Origin of the sequence: Solibacillus kalamii, from assembly GCF_002174535.1 — a bacterium.
GTDB classification, from domain to species: domain Bacteria; phylum Bacillota; class Bacilli; order Bacillales_A; family Planococcaceae; genus Solibacillus; species Solibacillus silvestris.
Genome location: NZ_NHNT01000007.1, coordinates 33081 through 49927, shown reverse-complemented (window position 1 = coordinate 49927; position 16847 = coordinate 33081). Strand labels below are relative to the sequence as shown.

Genomic DNA, 16847 nt, shown 5'->3' with positions numbered 1-16847 from the left:
AACTGCGTTACTCTTCTTGTATGCGCTTTATGTATGAAATATCATCTAGAGAATGGAATGTTTGGTAGGTGGGGCATCTGGAACGACTGAGGACATTTTTGTATAAATATATTTTTCATTCTTTTAAAACAACAATGAATATGTTGTTTTTGCCGATTGTAATTTTATGTATTTTAGTGACGGGCGGTGTATCGACTTACATCGCAACGGCACAAATTGAAGAAAATACGTATCAAAGCATGAACGATACGATTTATCAAACGAAAAATTATTTAGACCACACCCTTTCGGATCTGTTTTCGCAGCTTGTATCCATTTCCTATGATTCACGGCTGGTCAGTTTACTGATGAAGGAGCAGGAGCAGATTGTACCGGAAGATTACATTCCGATAGATAAAAACCTGCAGATCATTTACGGGCGGTACAGTACCATTTTGGAGTCGGCTACGATTGATCTGAACGTAGGCGAGTTTTTGATTTATCAAAGTGAATTTACGAAAAAACCGGTCATTGATTATGATGATTTTTTCGTGAATTACAAACCAAACAGTGAAAATTTCAAATGGAAAAATGTGCATGAAGACGCAGCATTTCATACCGGAAATTCGGTGATGTCGATGTACAAGCTTTTGGAACTGAAGGAGCTGGAGAAAAAAGGCATAGTGCTCTTTAATATTCGCGAAGAATTTTTCGGAAAGGTGCTGAGTCGATCACTCATCGGGGAGAATGGTTATTTGGCGCTTATCTCGGAAGACGGTATCTATCAGTCGAAGGAACTTGAGTCGAAATATACGCTTGATGACAAGACTTTTCAGAAATTGCATCAATTATCAAATCCAAAAGACCAAATTACATATACAAATGAAGACAATGAAGAAATGATTGTCATATACGATACGCTAGAGTCGAACGGCTGGAAAATCGCAGCGATTGTGCCTGAAGATGATCTGTTGAACAAAGTGGAGTATATAAAAATATTCGCATTGTTTTTAATTATCATCATGATCGGTCTCGTCGTCTTTGTGACGAATATCTTTATTTCCTATATGTCGAAACCGTTTCAGAAATTGGCGAAACAGATGGATCTCGTTAATGAAAACCATCTTTATTTGGAAGAAAAAATATCAGGACCGAAAGAGATGCGTGTGTTGAACCGCGGTTTTATCGAATTGATCGACCGGATTAATGTGTTGATGGACCAGGTGATTTTGGAGCAGGAAGAAAAACGCCAGCTGGAATTTGCTATTATGCATGCACAAATTAATCCGCATTTCCTCTATAATACGCTTTACTCGATTAAGGGGCTCTGTGACATGGGCATGACAAAAGAAGCGAGCCAGATGGTCACGGCATTATCGAACTTTTTCCGTATCGGGATTAGTAAAGGGAAGGAAATCATCTCGGTTAAAGAAGAAATTGAGCATATCGAAAATTATTTGATTATCCAGGAGATGCGCTACGGGGATGATTTTACGTATGAAATTGATGTAGAGGAAAGCATTTTGGATAATGAGATTGTCAAGCTTTCGTTACAGCCGTTAATTGAAAATGCAATCTATCATGGCGTAAAGCAAAAGCGCGGCCAAGGAAAGATTGTGATTAAAGGATACCAGGACGCAGATCGTATTTACATGGAAGTAATAGATAACGGCTCAGGAATTTCCGAGGAAAGGCTTGAAGCGATTCATACGGAGCTGCAGCTGACTTACCAAGAACAGAAGCAATATATCGGAATTGGCATAAAGTCTGTCAATGACCGAATTAAAATGCAGTACGGGGAAGCTTACGGACTCACAATCCGAAGTGTATATGGAGAAGGGACATCGATGATTATTACTATTCCGGTGACAACAGGGGGGCTTGACTAAGGATGTATAAAATAATCGTAGTAGAGGATGATCGCATTATTCGTCGAGGCATTTGCCAGACGATTCCTTGGAGAGAAAATGGAATAGAAGTGGTAGGAGAAGCAAGTGACGGGGAAATGGCACTTGAACTGATTGAACAAGAGCAACCGCATCTCGTCATTTCAGATATTAATATGCCTTTTTTAAATGGGCTCGATATGGCACGTCAATTAAAGGAAATCAGTCCGCAGACAAAATTTATATTTTTGACGGGTTATGAGGATTTTAGTTACGCGCAGCAGGCGGTACAGTTAAAGGCATTCGATTACTTATTGAAACCGGTCGATTCGGAACTGCTGCTGGAAAAGGTGAAGGAAGCACTCGCGGAATGGTCCGAAACGTTTTCGAATGAACAGTTGCTGGTGGAGTCGCGTACAATACGCCAGCAGAAATTTTTCAAGCAGCTCATGACGGTTGGTGAAACGGAGAACGATATTGAAAAAGGGCTTGCTGAATTGGATGTTCACTTGGACGGGACATATTATTCTGCCATTGTTGTGCATGACGGATGTGAAGGAAAGCTGCAATCGTCGCTTGATAAAGAAATTGTTCTGCATACATTAACGCAGTTTGATCAAGACAAATTTCAACTATTATCTGTCACTGACAATGAATGGGTGCTGCTGATCGGTCATGATGAAACGGTGGAAGCAGTTGGCCTGGCAACCTTTTTGCTTGAGCAGCTGCCGGATGTGACATTGGCGTATGGGCGTCCGTATACAAATTTGTTTGAAATTGGCCGTTCGTTTGTCGAGGCGAAAATGGCGTTGGATTTGCGCTATATTCTGGGGACTGGCAAACTGTTTTCAATCGATGAAAAAGTGACAAGCGGCGAGCAATCAGCGGAAAGTTTAAAAGCGATTGATACGAAACTGATTGCGCAGATTAAGCAAGGGGTTCCGGAAAAAGTGGAGGAACTGCTTGAAGAATTTCATGACGCAATCATCGACTATCAATCGCTGTCTCTAGCAGATCTGAAAGTGATGACGCTGAAATATGCGACGCTGTTATCATTTGAAATCGACCGCTGGAGTAAAGACGGAGCATCGACCTATTCCGCTGATGTATATCAGGCTGTTATGGAAATGAATTCACTGCACGGCATGATGCAAATTATCCGGGAGCTTATTAAACAGTGGATGGAAATTCTTTATCAAAAAGAAGAAAGTAAGTTTAAAAGCCATGTTGATTTGGCGATCCACTATATGAATGAATATTATTCGGACAGCAACTTAACATTGCAGAAACTGGCTAAAATGATTCATGTAAGTGCACCGTATTTAAGCAATCTGTTTAAACTCGAAAAAGGGTTTAATTTTGGCGACTATTTATTGGAATTACGCATGAAAAAAGCGATGGAACTGCTGCGAGAAGAAAGATTGAAAACTTATGAAATTAGCGAGCAGGTAGGGTACAGTAATCCACAATATTTCAGCATTTGTTTTAAAAAATACACGGGCCATACACCGGCCGAATTTAAAAAGAAACTGAATCCGAATGTCAGCTAGCGGTTAAAGATGCCGCTAGCTTTTTTTACTGTCCGGGCTGAAGCCGAGCTTATGTGTACAAATATTTAAGAAAAGCGTTTGATATTTTAAGGACATCCTTACGTAACATTGTAAACCCTTACATCGTTTTTTATAATCGGGTTGTAACAATATTCAGATAACAATAGCAAAACTTAGGGATCACAGATCTGAATGATTAAAACTGTTTATTAACCGGAGGAGGTAGTCAAAATGGAAACACGTTATGCCAATCATCCTGAAGAGATTAAACGCTATAATACGGACGAATTGCGTCAGCATTTTTTAGTGGAAACACTTTTTGAACTTGGAAAGGTACATTTAACATATACACATGTCGACCGTATGATTTTTGGCGGGGTGACACCAGCTGATACGGAACTGACGATTGAACTGGATAAAGAATTGGGCGTGAGTTACTTTTTAGAACGCCGTGAACTGGGTATCATCAATATCGGCGGTGATGGGGTTGTCGTATTGGATGGTATTGAATATGACATGCAGCGCCGAGACGGTTTATATGTTAGCCGTGGTACGAAACAAGTGCTGTTCCGATCAAACGATGCGGCAAATCCGGCGAAATTCTACCTCAATTGCACACCGGCGCACCATACATATCCGACGGTGAAAATTGATATTAACAACATCAAACCGTTAGAAGCAGGTGCACCAGGTACATTGAATGAACGGAAAATCTATCAATATATTCATCCGAATGTTTGCGAGAGCTGTCAGTTGCAGATGGGCTTGACGATGCTATCACCGGGCAGTGTATGGAATACAATGCCTGCTCATACGCATGAACGTCGTATGGAAGTGTATTTATATTTTGATATGGAAGCGGATACACGCGTTTTCCATTTTATGGGCCAACCGGACGAAACACGTCATCTTATTTTGAAAAATGAACAGGCGGTAATTTCCCCAAGCTGGTCTATTCATACAGGCACAGCGACAAGTAACTATACATTCATTTGGGGAATGTGCGGCGAAAACATTACGTATGACGACATGGACCATGTAAAAATGGAAGATTTACGATAAGCGAATGGAGGAACAATAGATGACACAAGATGTAGCCGGTTTTTCATTGGATTACTTTAGCTTAAAAGGGAAAATTGCGATTGTAACAGGCGGCAATAAAGGGTTAGGTCAGGCATATGCGGTCGCATTGGCAAAAGCGGGAGCAGATATTTTTGTCATCGCACGCAGCGCAGACTGGAGTGAGACAGAACGTCTTATCAACGAAACAGGCCAAAAAGCAACATTTTATCAGGCTGATTTAAGCGATCGTACGGTCATCAAACCGGCTGTAGATGCTTGCCTGCGAGAGTATGGCACAGTGGATATTTTAGTGAATAATGCCGGTACGATCCGTCGTTCGCCATTATTGAATTACGAGGAGAAAGACTGGGATGCGGTTATGGAAATTAACTTAAACTCCCTCTATCTGTTAAGCCAGGAAGTCGCGAAAGTAATGGTAGAAAAAAAGAGCGGGAAAATTATTAATATCGCCTCAATGCTTTCATATCAGGGCGGCAAATTTGTTCCGCCATATACAGCGAGCAAACATGCCGTTGCCGGTTTGACAAAGGCATTCGCCAATGAACTGGCAGAGCATAATGTGCAGATTAACGCGATCGCTCCAGGCTATGTGGCGACAGATAATACGGCACCAATTCGCCAGGATGAAAAGCGCAGTGCGGAAATTTTATCCCGTATTCCTGCAGGACGTTGGGCTACGACTGCAGACTTGATGGGATCGGTCGTTTACTTGGCAAGCCGTGCTTCGGATTATACGAACGGTCATATTTTAGCTGTTGATGGCGGCTGGCTGGCAAGATAACGACTAAAATTAATACGAAATCATAAGCCGTATCACGCCATGCTGATACGGCTTTTACTAAAGGATGTGGGGACAATGAAAGTAAATTTAGGTATTCGTGCACATGATGTGGAAGCAAAAAACTTATACGAGCTTGCGGCAAACGTAGCGCAAAGAGGATTTTCTGCAGTCCAGCTTGCACTTGCAAAATCCATTACGGAATTTTCAACAAGTACAGGTTCATTATCACCAGGGTATGGCCATTATGTAAAATCGATTTTTCAGCAGCATGATGTTCGGATCGCTGTTTTAGGCTGTTACATTAATTTGATTCATCCGGATTTACCTGAAAGACAGAGGCAGCTCGATCGTTTTAAAGAGCATATCCGTTTCGCACGTGATTTCGGCTGCACTATTGTCGGAACAGAAACGGGCAGTGTTATTCCATCACTCGGTTACAGCGAAGATAATTTTACTGAGGAAGCTTATATAGAAGTGGTGAAAAGCGTGCGTGAGCTCGTAGAAGAGGCCGAAAAGTTTGGTGTCATCGTCGGGGTTGAAGGCGGAATCAATCACCCGATTCATACACCGAAGCGGATGAAGCGATTACTGGAAGATGTACCGTCTCCGAACCTGCAAGTCATTTATGACCCAGCGAATTTTATGAGCTTGGATAATGTCCATGAACAGCATTTTGTCATGGATGAAGCGTTCCAATTATTCGGTGGACGGATGGTTATTGTTCACGCAAAAGATTTCATCGTAGACAATGGAGAAATGACAATGGTACCAGTTGGGACTGGACAGCTGGATTATATATATTTGTTGCAACGACTGAAGAAGGAGAAGCCGTTCATCAATATTCTTTTGGAAAATACACGCGACCCCCATCTTACCGACAGCATTCGTTATATACAAGGACGGTATGAACAAGCTAAAAGAGTGCAGTAAAGAACGAAATAGCACATCATACGCCATATATTATAAGATTTTATACAATTATCTAAAAATTTTAAATTATTTCTGAAAGCGTTTTCTATTACTATTAAATTAAGAAGCACATTAGCAATGTTCACATGGAATCGATTGAGGGGGTAAGGAAATGGCAGAATTAAAATTAAATAATATTTATAAAATTTATGATAATAAAGTAACCGCTGTTGATAATTTTAACTTGCATATCGAGGATAAGGAATTCATCGTGTTTGTAGGTCCTTCGGGTTGCGGTAAATCGACAACTTTACGGATGATGGCAGGCTTGGAGGAGATTTCAAAGGGGGATTTCTATATTGATGATAAGCGTGTCAATGATATCGCACCAAAAGACCGTGATATCGCCATGGTATTCCAAAACTATGCGCTTTACCCGCATATGACGGTTTATGATAACATTGCGTTTGGTTTAAAATTACGGAAGTTGCCGAAGTCGGAAATCGATGAGCGCGTGCGCAATGCGGCGAAAATTTTAGGTATTGAAAATTATTTAAATCGTAAACCGAAAGCTTTATCGGGTGGGCAAAGACAGCGTGTTGCATTGGGCCGTGCCATTGTGCGGGATGCGAAGCTGTTCTTGATGGACGAACCGCTGTCAAATCTCGATGCAAAGTTGCGTGTACAAATGCGTGCAGAAATTATTAAGCTACACCGTCGAATCGGTACAACGACTATTTACGTAACACATGACCAGACAGAAGCGATGACGATGGCGAGCCGTATTGTCGTAATGAAGGATGGGATTATTCATCAGGTAGGGGCACCGAAGTATATTTATGATAATCCGGAAAATGTATTTGTTGGCGGCTTTATCGGTTCACCTTCCATGAACTTTTTAGATGGTCGGGTAGAAGATGGCTATTACCAGCTGGGTGACAGAAAAATAATTATTCCGGAAGATAAAATGACGATGCTTCGTCAGCAAGGCTATGTCGGGAAGGAAGTTATTTTAGGGATCCGTCCAGAAAGCTTTTTCGTAGGGGAAGACACGGCGGAGCTTGATCCTTCTGTTGTGTCTCAATACGAAATAGAAGTTGCGGAGTTAACCGGCTCTGAAATTATGCTGTATTTCAAAATCGGGGACCAGGAAGTTGTCGCATTGACAGATGCCCAACAAACAATTGAAGCAGGACAAAAAGTTAATTTTGCAGTTAATACGAATAAAATGCACTTCTTTGATAAAGAAACAGAAATACGTATTCGTTAATAACAGAAGCAATAGAGAAGCTTCTAATTTAATAGAAGAAATGAGGCTGTCCAAAAGTCATTTACTTTTAGGACGGCCTTTCTTTCAACAATTACTTGTATGAAAGCAGGGGGAAAGCTCGTGGAACGAAACTATATTTTCACTTTAGGGGATGCATTGATCACATTTAATCCGGTGGCTACAGGTCCGTTACGTTATGTTGATTCATTTGAACGCAAGTTAGGCGGGGCAGAACTGAATTTTGCCATTGGCTGTGCCAGATTAGGACTTCCCGTCAAATGGATGAGCCGATTAGGCGGGGATGAATTTTCGAAATATATTTATAATACAGTGCGCGGTGAGGGCATCAATATGGATTATGTGGAGCATGTGTCCGGCTATCCGACATCACTTAATTTTAAAGAAATATTGGAAAACGGCTCTGGTAAGACGTTTTACTACCGCTATCAGTCACCGATTTTAACGATGACCGAAGAGGATATTGATGAATCAATGTTCGATGATATTGCGTATGTTCATCTGACGGGCGTGTTTTTGGCCATTGCACCGCAAAACCTGCAAATTGGCCTGTCCATTTTACGAATCGGAAAAGCAAAAGGCATTCCGGTTTCTTTTGATCCGAACATCCGCTTGAAGCTTTGGACATTGGAGCAAGCAAGGGCTGCATATTTTGAGATTTTCCCGTATGTCGACATTTTATTAACCGGGCTGGACGAAATCGAGATGATTATCGATACTATGCCATTTGAACAGTTTGTTGCACAGTATAATATCTCCGAACTTGTCATAAAGGACGGCGCGAATGGTTCGAAAGCTTATGTAGATGGACACTGGCATAATGCCGAACCTTTTCTCGTCAAACCTGTCGATACGGTTGGTGCCGGAGACGGGTATGATGCGGCCGATATTTTCGGTCTAATGAACGGTTATGACGTGGCCGAGCGTCTGCGCTTTGCGAATGCTGTTGGTGCGATGGTAACAACGGTAAAGGGAGATAATGAAGGCTTGCCGGAATATACGGATGTGGAAGTATTTTTAGGACAGAAAACGTTAGTCGAAAGGTAAGGGGTCCGATGAAAAAATATGAAGTGATACACCAACTGAAAGAGCATAAAATTGTAGCGGTCATTCGCGGAAACTCGGTGAACGAAGCGACAGAGATAATTCTAGGCGCTTTACAGGGAGGAATCCGCCTTATAGAACTTACATATACAACACCGTTTGTTCAGGACGTATTTCAGGAGATCCGCTCTTTAGATGCGGTCATAGGCGCTGGAACCGTTCTGGATTCGGAAACGGCACGACATGCAATTTTATGCGGAGCGAAATTTATTGTCAGCCCAAGCTTTAATGCAGACATTGCAAAATTATGCAACCGCTACGGCGTGCCCTATTTACCGGGGGGTATGACTTTAAATGAAATAATAACGGCATTGGAAGCAGGCTGTGATATCGTAAAACTGTTCCCGGCGAACCATTTCTCACCCGACTTTATCCGAACGGTGAATGGACCGTTGCCTCATGTGGAAATAATGCCGACAGGCGGGATAAACGCCAACAATATGCAGGAGTGGCTCGAGGCAGGTGCTGTTGCTGTAGGCATTGGCAGTGATTTAACGAAGGCCTATGCAAAAGGTGGATTAAATGCTGTTGTAGCTGCGAGTCAAGAGTATTGTGGGAAGCTGTGATTTGAAGAGCTTGGGAGACAATTAGTTTGCCACTCAATTAGTCCCTGATCATGATCAACGTCAAAACCTTTCATCATTCATAGGTTTTGACGTTTTTATTATTCAATTGATTCGACTAAAAGAACAAAGTTAACAGTTAGATTGATAATTCCAAAACATTGTATGGTAACGTTATTTGCTCATAACGTTGAAAGTCAGTAGAAGTCTAGCGGGGGCCTATGTAGAATAATTTAACTACTTTTTTATTAGAACATTTAAAATATGACTTTTCTTTTTGTAAATAAAGAGAAGAACACATAGTCATTCAATTTTCTCTTCATCATGGTTAAGTATTTTAACAAGCCCAGCAAGACTTAAAATGCCTCCATACATATAAATATGCTATATTTCAAGTAGCCCCCTAAATATTGATTTATCAGTGTTTAGGGGGGCTTTTCTATGTCTTTAAGTGGTCCTTATTTGGAATGGAATTTTATTGAAATTTGTTGTAAAAATTTTTTGTAAGTCTAAATATAATAATTCGAATTTTTTTCTAGCTTATACTTTCCATAAAAGTAAAAAATTTTGATTTTATGGATGGCATAAAAGCAGGGGAGGGTTATTTGGGAGTTAGCATTTAAAAATAAATATACTTTAAGAGCGATTTATTTTGATTTAATGATGGATATCATACTCCATACTCTGAGTCTAAATCTGCTTACGGCGAAGATACTTCTTTTGGGGTAAACAGAATTTTGAATCTTGAAAAGTATAATAATTTTAAAGTTATTTATTGAATAGATATTAACAATGAGTATACAAAATTTGAAATATTGTTTAAAATTAGTATATATTAAGGACAATTTAACTAATATCGCTAATGGTTGTAAGAAAAACTACTTAGTTGCAAGGAGAAATATTTATGTCATTGTTTAATGGAAAACTGAAAAAAGAAGCAATTGCTGAATACGAATCAGTTTATAAAAATCATGAAAAAAGTATGAAGAGTGTAATAAAAGAGTCGGAAAATCTCCAATACAATAAAAAATTTTTAAAACAATCAATTGATACCACATGGGAATACTTAAATAGCATGAAAAACAAGCCTGAAGATTTAAAAGTGGAAGTTGAAAGTATACGAATTGAGTTTAAGAAATTTGAAAACTCAATAAAAAAAATCGAGCAAGAGTTTGATAAAACACTAAAAACATCTGCTGGACTAGGTGCAACAGGTGTGGCGGCAGGTGCCGGTGTTGCTGCGTTTGGACCATCTGCAGCAATGGCGGTTGCTATGACTTTTGGCACAGCTTCAACCGGTACAGCAATTTCTGCTTTAAGTGGAGCTGCTGCAACGAATGCTGCTCTTGCATGGATCGGTGGAGGTGCGATAGTTGCTGGAGGGGGTGGCATGGGTGTTGGATCAGCTTTTTTAGCATTAGCAGGACCTGTAGGCTGGGCGATAGGTGGTACGGCATTAGCAGGAGCAGGCTTATTTGCAAGAAGTAAAAATAAGAAAGTTGCAGAAGAAGCCTTTTCTAAAGCGAAAGAAATTAAAGAACATACCCATATATTAAAAGCCACATCTGAAGAAATTAATAGAACAGCAATATTAATCTCCGAAACAAAGCTAAAATTACAGCAGTTATATGTAAAGGTTCATGCCTTAACAACGCCTTTTCAACATGATGTTAAGAAATTTCAAGAAAATAATGCGCTTATGTCAATTTTAATGGTATTAATTAATAATACAAGTTCAGCAGCAGGGCTAATTAATAGACCGATTGGCGCACAAAGCTAGGAGAGGTACTATGATATCCTTTACAGAATTCATAGATGAGAAATATGGAAATGATTTTAAAAGCATTCAAAATGAGCAATTGAATACTTCTCATATTAATGAATTACTCCATCAATATAAAGAAGTTGTATTAACAAATATTATTCAACAATTTGGATTAGGTCCTATATTTGATATATATAAACGGGGCGGTAATATAACGACTTTGCATAACGCTGAAAACTATGTATTTGCAAGTTCTGAAGACGAGCAAAGGTTCATGAAAAATTATTCACAAGATTTGAGAAAAGAGCTTTATGAAAAAGATTTTAAAAAAAACCGAAAAAAAGCTTTTCAAAATAATCAAGTAATAATAGATGATTATACTGGTAAACCCTTAAATATGGATGGTCGTACCCACAGAGATCATATTGTTTCTGCTAGCGAAATCCAGCAAAATAATGCAGCGCGACTCTATATTTCTGACCAAGCTAGAGGAGAAATGGCCACAAATGAAAAAAACCTTGCTTGGACAGATGGTAGCTTGAACCAGTCGAAGGGGGAAAACGACTTAGTTAAGTGGATGAATAAAGATAACAACAAAGATTCTTCTAAGACTAATGTTGATTATTATAATATCGATAAAGATAAGGCGAACGAAAAGCATAAAAAAGCGAAGCAATATATTGACGGTGAAATAAAAAAAGCAAAAACTGAATATTATATTAAAAATGTTACGAATACTGGTGTTGCTCAAGGTCTTGCAATGGGGCAAAAACAAGCAATTGGTTTAGTGATATATGAGTTCCAAGACGCATTAATGATTGAGATGAAAGCATATTTTAAAAAATATAAGACGTTTCAATCCATTGGAGACAAAATAAATGGATTCGAACATGCCTGTAAAAATATAAAGAAACATATGATTTCAAAAACAAAGAAAATTTTAGTATCCTTTGCAGATGGTTTTATTAGTGGGTTTATAGGTAATTTAATTACCATCTTTATCAATACTTTTGCGACAACTGCAAAAAATGTTGCGCGAATTTTAAATGAAGGTATTCATTCATTAATAAAAGCAGTTAGAATTTTAATTAAACCGCCTAAGGCAATTAGTAAAAAAGAAGCTTTATTAGAAGCTTCTAAAATAATCTCTGCATCAGTTATTACTACCATTGGAGTTATTTTAACAGAGGCATTTGTTACGTATTTAAAAACGACACCATTTGCTCCTTTTGCTCATTTAATTGGGGGGAGTATAGGTGGAATACTTACGGGGATAGTTTCAGCAACCGTTGTTTATGGTTTAGATCATTATGCAGAAATCTTAGGCAAATTAAAAGGTATGATGAATCAATTAGGATATGATTTGAAAATTAGTGCTGTGGAAATAAAAAACAATTATTATTCTTCTATACAAACGTTAGATAATGAATGCCAAGAAGTCATTAATAAAATATATATCGAGTATGAAGAGTTACATTTGATGACTAGAAATGCATATAACACAAACCTAGTGGAAACAGAATTTATCCAAAATAGTATTAACTTAGCTGAGAAACTAAATATAAAAGAAGAAAAGATTCTAATAACGAAACAAGACGTTCTTAACTTCTTTAATAATTAAAACTATGCAAGATAAAGGTTGCCAAGAATAATTATATCTGTAAAAACTTCGAATTTTAAAAAGGTGAAAAAATGAGAATAGATAAAAATATGAATATAAAATACAATCAGAAAAACAACACCTACCAAATATTTATTAGTTTCAAGAAATTTACGAATCAGTTAGAAAATTTAAGTAAAAGTAATATATTCTTCTCAACCTATAAGCAGAATTCAACTGTGGATGGATTTATAGCTTTAAGTAATTCATTGTATTTCCGGTTTTTGATTATTCATAAATTGGGATCCATAGTGAAAATTGATGATAATATCAGTAATAGGGACTTAGTAAAAATAAAAATAGATACCAAAAAACAGGATATAATAATAAGTATTTTTCCGGAAGTCTTTAAAGAATTGTCGCTAGAATATTTTGAAAATAAGTTTAGCATTAAATATCCCTTACTTAATAATTTTTATATTGATTTATCCTTAGCTTCAAATAAAGAATTTATCATGGATAGATGGGATAAATTCTCTACACCAAATCATAATGCATTAAACAAGGACCTTAAAGAATCAGACATTAATAGATTCAATATGAGTCAGAACACCGATGGAGGTCGAAAGAAAAATGAATTTCTAACGGACTCCTTTTTGTACTAAGTTTTATACATTTTAAAATCAACTGAATTTTTTCATACCTAAAATCCTTGAGATTCAAGGGTTTTTATTTTTTAAGGAAATGAACCCCTTATGGTATGTGAACTGTTGTTATAATTAGTCCTTCGCTAATACTTGTGCGTTGTAAAAAATTCATAAACTGTTTACATTTAGTTAAAAAATATTGAGATATTAAGAAATAATGAGTGGGAAAAGTGTCTTTTTTTACGAAGAAGAAGGGCGCATTATTATTGTTTTATCAGTATAATATTTCCATATATTCGTTTGAGTGTAAGAAGTTCACGCGATGCTAAGCAAGAACTCAAATGGAACAGGGGGAAATTTATGAAAACAACGCTGCAGTTAGCTTTCCAGCTAAAAGGCTTTTTAGAATTGGGAGATGCTGTACTGATCACAGACAGTAACCATATTATTTTAGAAGTCAATGATACATATCAAAAGGTAACCGGTTTTGAAAAAAGTAAAATAATCGGTGTGAAAGCAGGTTTTATTAAGTCGAATCTAAGGCTTTGCAACGCCCCGGACGAATCCGCTTTTGGGCAATATATTTGAATGGGGTAATCCGCCATACGATTTGAAAGATTATAATGAAAAGCCATATGTATTCTGCAACGAGGGCAGTTGGAGTTCGGTATTTTTAAATGATTTGCTTCATTATTTGAAACTATCCATTAAAAAAGAACAAGAAGTAGAATTAATTCGTTTTTGGGTAGGCGAATCTGATTGGAAGTTAAAAAAATTACGTTTTACATTAGAAGAAATTGAATACTATCATCTTGAGAACATAACAAATCAACATTACATACGGGTCAGTTTTGATTGATTATAAGTAGTGAAAATAGCAAAACGCTCAGTTTCAAAATCCTGAGCGTTTTGTTCGTTAATAATATTAAGCTGTCTTCTTAATCTGCAACGCCATCGCTGCACCGAAGAATTCATAATGAATCTTCTCAGCCGGTACACCTAGCTCAACTAAGTATTGGATCACAGTTTCCATAAATACTGTTGGACCACATACATACACTTCCGTACCTGGAACTAGGAATTCCTCGATTTGCGCTTTTGTAATATAGCCGTCTATATCTGAATAAACCGCTTTATATTTACCGTCTGTCGCTGCAACGTTTTCTTCGATTGTTTCTTTAAATGCCGCTACATTTTCGTTGCGAGCACATTGGATAAATGATGCTTGGCGACCTTCAATTATTTTCAGCATGCCTTGTAATGGTGTTACACCAACACCACCGCTGATAAATAGAACAGGGCTGTCATTTTCCACTAATGTGAACACACCTGCAGGAGCACTTACATCCACTTTAGTGCCGATTTCTGCGTTATGAAGGAAGTTGGAAACAATTCCGTTCGGTGTTACATCATCTTCACGTTTTACAGAAATGCGGAAATAGTCCTCCGAACCATCTGTTAATGTATATTGGCGGTTCATTAAGTATTGTTCACCAGGTACTTGTGTACGTAATGTAATGAATTGACCAGCTTTGAATGCAGGCAGTTTCTCGCCGTTAGCAGGTTTTAAGTAGAATGATTTGACTGCTTCGCTTTCTTCGACAACTTCTGCAATTGTAAATTCTTTGAATGCGCGCCATCCTCCAGCATTTTCTGCTGCTTTGTATAGATCTTCTTCAACTGAAATGAATACATCTGCAATGACGCCGTATGCTTTACCCCAAGCGTCGATAATTTCATCTGTTGCCGCATCTCCAAGAACTTCTTTAATCGCTTCTAATAAATATTTGCCGACAATCGGATAATGCTCCGGTAAAATACCTAAACTTACGTGTTTATGCGCAATTTGAACAACAGCCGGAACGATTGCCTCCAAGTGATCGATGTGAACTGCTGCCGCATACACCGTGTTGGCTAAGGCTGTTTGCTGACGATCTTTCTTTTGGTTTGTATGATTGAAAATGTTCAGTAATTCTGGGTTTTCTCTGAAAAGGTTTGAATAGAAAGTTTTAGTAATCGCTAATCCGTGTACCTCCAATACAGGTACTGTTGATTTGATTGTATCAATTGTTTGTTGTGCTAACATACATTGCACGTCCCCTCAAAATTGGTTAGTTTATTTCTTGCACCATCAATATACTGCTAAAAAAAACTTAAAGCAATATTGAAAATACATCTTTAACAGATCTGTCACAAACATATATAGAAAATACATCTTTAACAATTTGGACACAAAATATTATAATGAATTCATCGATAAACATAAGCCGTTCTATTCGAACATTTTATTTAAAATGTTATACTTAAGTTGAAGAAAGATGGTGAACAGCGTGCGGTTAACAGTATATACAGATTATTCTTTACGTACGCTCATGTATTTAGGTGTACGGGGCAGAGAAAATTTAGTTACGATTCAGGAAATTGCAGATGCGTATCAGATTTCCAAAAATCATTTAATGAAAGTAACCCATGATTTAGGAAAACTTGGCTATATTGAAACGATTCGCGGACGTGGTGGCGGTATTCGTTTGGCAGTGGAACCTGAACAAATTAATATCGGTGAAGTCGTGCGCAAAACGGAAGATGACTTCCACCTAGTTGAATGTTTCAATCCGGAAGGGAACCTTTGCAAAATATCACCCGAGTGCAGGCTGAAGTTTGCTTTACAGGAAGCATTAAAAGCATATTTGGCTGTGCTTGATACCTATACATTGGCGGACGTGCTCGTATCGAAAGACATTTTAAGTGAATTATTCGGCATTACCCAAACTAGTAAATAAATATTTACTAGTTTTTATATACATAAAAATAAGAAAATAAAGAGGGAAGCTATGAAAAAGACAGTTTTTATTACAGGTGCGACAAGCGGTATTGGACGCATCATAACAGAAATGTTAGTAAAAAAAGGACACACCGTTTATGCAACTGGAAGAAATGACAGTGCCATCAACTATTTAAATGGGATCGGAGCGGTTGCCTACAAAGCGGATTTAACAATTCCATCTCAGATAGATGAAGTCGTATCGCAATTGCCGCCAATCGATATCGCGATTTTAAATGCCGGATTAGGCTACTTTGAAAGTGCGGTTGATTTAGCGGACCGGGAAATCGATCAAATGTTAGATGTGAATGTACGTGCGCCGATTTACTTGGCAAAACGTCTCGCACCGGCAATGATTGCAAAGAAGAACGGCCACTTTATCTTCGTTGGTTCACAGGCGGGCAAGGTCGCAACGAAAAAAGCAAGTGTATATGCAGCGAGTAAACATGCAATTACCGGCTTTGTGAATGGCCTTCGACTGGAGTTGGCAGAATACAATATACATGTTACGGGGATTTATCCGGGACCGATCGATACACCATTTATTCAGAAAGCCGATGCAACGAACGCTTATAAGGAAGCAATCGGAAAATTTCTGCTACCGCCTGAAAAAGTAGCGAAAGAAGTTGTCAATGCAATCGAGAAGCGTCCGCGCGAAGTGAATCTGCCTCGTATTATGAGTGTAACGAGTAAATTATATGCGGTAGCGCCAGCACTTGTAGAATTTGTTGGCAAAGGTTTCTTTAATAAGAAGTAAGTGTGAGAGCATTCGATTTTTCAGTCATAAAAATTGAATTGCTCTCTTTTGTAATCTGCTGCAATTAATAGCATATTTATGCATGAGCGAGAGCTTGTGAAAACTTCACGAATG

The 16847-nt window shown here is 38.2% G+C and carries 16 protein-coding genes; 15 read left to right on the top strand and 1 reads right to left on the bottom strand.

Translation table 11 applies throughout. The features are described from left to right. Nucleotides 1–98 precede the first annotated feature (98 nt). The 13 genes from CBM15_RS11200 to CBM15_RS11140 all read left to right on the top strand — a co-directional run bounded on the left by CBM15_RS11200 (nucleotide 99) and on the right by CBM15_RS11140 (nucleotide 14014). Nucleotides 99–1868: a sensor histidine kinase gene (locus tag CBM15_RS11200; protein WP_087617575.1), complete on the top strand. Its 1770-nt coding sequence runs from the start codon at nucleotides 99–101 to the stop codon at nucleotides 1866–1868. 2 nt (nucleotides 1869–1870) lie between these two features. Next, nucleotides 1871–3415 carry a response regulator gene (locus tag CBM15_RS11195; protein ID WP_087617574.1) on the top strand — a complete coding sequence of 515 codons (1545 nt, stop codon included), beginning with the start codon at nucleotides 1871–1873 and terminating at the stop codon, nucleotides 3413–3415. A 231-nt stretch (nucleotides 3416–3646) separates the two neighbouring features. Further along, nucleotides 3647–4477, top strand: coding sequence for a 5-dehydro-4-deoxy-D-glucuronate isomerase (gene kduI, locus CBM15_RS11190; protein WP_087617573.1), 831 nt, complete (start codon nucleotides 3647–3649; stop codon nucleotides 4475–4477). Nucleotides 4478–4496: 19 nt separating this feature from the next. Then, nucleotides 4497–5279 carry a 2-dehydro-3-deoxy-D-gluconate 5-dehydrogenase KduD gene (kduD, locus tag CBM15_RS11185; protein ID WP_087617572.1) on the top strand — a complete coding sequence of 261 codons (783 nt, stop codon included), beginning with the start codon at nucleotides 4497–4499 and terminating at the stop codon, nucleotides 5277–5279. 75 nt (nucleotides 5280–5354) lie between these two features. Beyond that, nucleotides 5355–6209, top strand: a complete 855-nt coding sequence (locus tag CBM15_RS11180; protein ID WP_087617571.1) for a sugar phosphate isomerase/epimerase family protein — start codon at nucleotides 5355–5357, stop codon at nucleotides 6207–6209. A 151-nt stretch (nucleotides 6210–6360) separates the two neighbouring features. Continuing rightward, nucleotides 6361–7458 carry an ABC transporter ATP-binding protein gene (locus CBM15_RS11175; protein WP_008407833.1) on the top strand — a complete coding sequence of 366 codons (1098 nt, stop codon included), beginning with the start codon at nucleotides 6361–6363 and terminating at the stop codon, nucleotides 7456–7458. Nucleotides 7459–7557: 99 nt separating this feature from the next. Then, complete coding sequence (locus CBM15_RS11170; RefSeq protein WP_239534808.1) at nucleotides 7558–8523, top strand: sugar kinase; 966 nt, start codon at nucleotides 7558–7560, stop codon at nucleotides 8521–8523. Nucleotides 8524–8531: 8 nt separating this feature from the next. Continuing rightward, entirely contained in the window at nucleotides 8532–9146 is a 615-nt protein-coding gene (locus CBM15_RS11165; protein WP_087617569.1) for a bifunctional 2-keto-4-hydroxyglutarate aldolase/2-keto-3-deoxy-6-phosphogluconate aldolase, read from the top strand. Nucleotides 9147–10047: 901 nt separating this feature from the next. Then, complete coding sequence (locus CBM15_RS11160; protein WP_239534809.1) at nucleotides 10048–10923, top strand: DNA polymerase III subunit gamma/tau; 876 nt, start codon at nucleotides 10048–10050, stop codon at nucleotides 10921–10923. Between the two features lie 10 nt (nucleotides 10924–10933). After that, the gene (locus tag CBM15_RS11155) at nucleotides 10934–12529 is read left to right on the top strand and encodes an ECF transporter S component (protein WP_087617568.1); all 1596 of its coding nucleotides are present in this window, start codon (nucleotides 10934–10936) and stop codon (nucleotides 12527–12529) included. A gap of 71 nt (nucleotides 12530–12600) precedes the next feature. Beyond that, the gene (locus CBM15_RS11150) at nucleotides 12601–13173 is read left to right on the top strand and encodes a hypothetical protein (protein WP_087617567.1); all 573 of its coding nucleotides are present in this window, start codon (nucleotides 12601–12603) and stop codon (nucleotides 13171–13173) included. 342 nt (nucleotides 13174–13515) lie between these two features. Further along, nucleotides 13516–13743: a PAS domain-containing protein gene (locus CBM15_RS11145; protein WP_193433790.1), complete on the top strand. Its 228-nt coding sequence runs from the start codon at nucleotides 13516–13518 to the stop codon at nucleotides 13741–13743. After that, entirely contained in the window at nucleotides 13727–14014 is a 288-nt protein-coding gene (locus tag CBM15_RS11140) for a hypothetical protein (protein ID WP_087617566.1), read from the top strand. The genes CBM15_RS11145 and CBM15_RS11140 overlap by 17 nt, the downstream gene beginning before the upstream one ends. Nucleotides 14015–14080: 66 nt before the next feature. Here CBM15_RS11140 and hmpA read toward each other — a convergent pair whose 3' ends face one another. After that, complete coding sequence (gene hmpA, locus CBM15_RS11135) at nucleotides 14081–15241, bottom strand: NO-inducible flavohemoprotein (protein WP_087617565.1); 1161 nt, start codon at nucleotides 15239–15241, stop codon at nucleotides 14081–14083. Between the two features lie 244 nt (nucleotides 15242–15485). On the opposite strand from hmpA, the gene CBM15_RS11130 reads away from it, so the two are divergent. After that, the gene (locus CBM15_RS11130) at nucleotides 15486–15935 is read left to right on the top strand and encodes an RrF2 family transcriptional regulator (RefSeq protein ID WP_179946239.1); all 450 of its coding nucleotides are present in this window, start codon (nucleotides 15486–15488) and stop codon (nucleotides 15933–15935) included. Nucleotides 15936–15986: 51 nt separating this feature from the next. Continuing rightward, nucleotides 15987–16733 (top strand): SDR family NAD(P)-dependent oxidoreductase, encoded by a 747-nt coding sequence (locus CBM15_RS11125; RefSeq protein ID WP_087617564.1) that lies wholly within the window; start codon nucleotides 15987–15989, stop codon nucleotides 16731–16733. The last annotated feature ends 114 nt before the right edge of the window (nucleotides 16734–16847 follow it).

What these genes read in the sequence shown, in the direction of transcription:
- CBM15_RS11125 (WP_087617564.1), top strand. Translation starts at nt 15,987, where the DNA reads ATGAAAAAGACAGTTTTTATTACAGGTGCGACAAGCGGTATTGGACGC.
- CBM15_RS11165 (WP_087617569.1), top strand. Translation starts at nt 8,532, where the DNA reads ATGAAAAAATATGAAGTGATACACCAACTGAAAGAGCATAAAATTGTA.
- CBM15_RS11195 (WP_087617574.1), top strand. Translation starts at nt 1,871, where the DNA reads ATGTATAAAATAATCGTAGTAGAGGATGATCGCATTATTCGTCGAGGC.
- kduD (WP_087617572.1), top strand. Translation starts at nt 4,497, where the DNA reads ATGACACAAGATGTAGCCGGTTTTTCATTGGATTACTTTAGCTTAAAA.
- CBM15_RS11155 (WP_087617568.1), top strand. Translation starts at nt 10,934, where the DNA reads ATGATATCCTTTACAGAATTCATAGATGAGAAATATGGAAATGATTTT.
- CBM15_RS11160 (WP_239534809.1), top strand. Translation starts at nt 10,048, where the DNA reads ATGTCATTGTTTAATGGAAAACTGAAAAAAGAAGCAATTGCTGAATAC.
- CBM15_RS11145 (WP_193433790.1), top strand. Translation starts at nt 13,516, where the DNA reads ATGAAAACAACGCTGCAGTTAGCTTTCCAGCTAAAAGGCTTTTTAGAA.
- CBM15_RS11180 (WP_087617571.1), top strand. Translation starts at nt 5,355, where the DNA reads ATGAAAGTAAATTTAGGTATTCGTGCACATGATGTGGAAGCAAAAAAC.
- CBM15_RS11170 (WP_239534808.1), top strand. Translation starts at nt 7,558, where the DNA reads ATGAAAGCAGGGGGAAAGCTCGTGGAACGAAACTATATTTTCACTTTA.
- CBM15_RS11150 (WP_087617567.1), top strand. Translation starts at nt 12,601, where the DNA reads ATGAGAATAGATAAAAATATGAATATAAAATACAATCAGAAAAACAAC.
- CBM15_RS11175 (WP_008407833.1), top strand. Translation starts at nt 6,361, where the DNA reads ATGGCAGAATTAAAATTAAATAATATTTATAAAATTTATGATAATAAA.
- hmpA (WP_087617565.1), bottom strand. Translation starts at nt 15,241, where the DNA reads ATGTTAGCACAACAAACAATTGATACAATCAAATCAACAGTACCTGTA.
- kduI (WP_087617573.1), top strand. Translation starts at nt 3,647, where the DNA reads ATGGAAACACGTTATGCCAATCATCCTGAAGAGATTAAACGCTATAAT.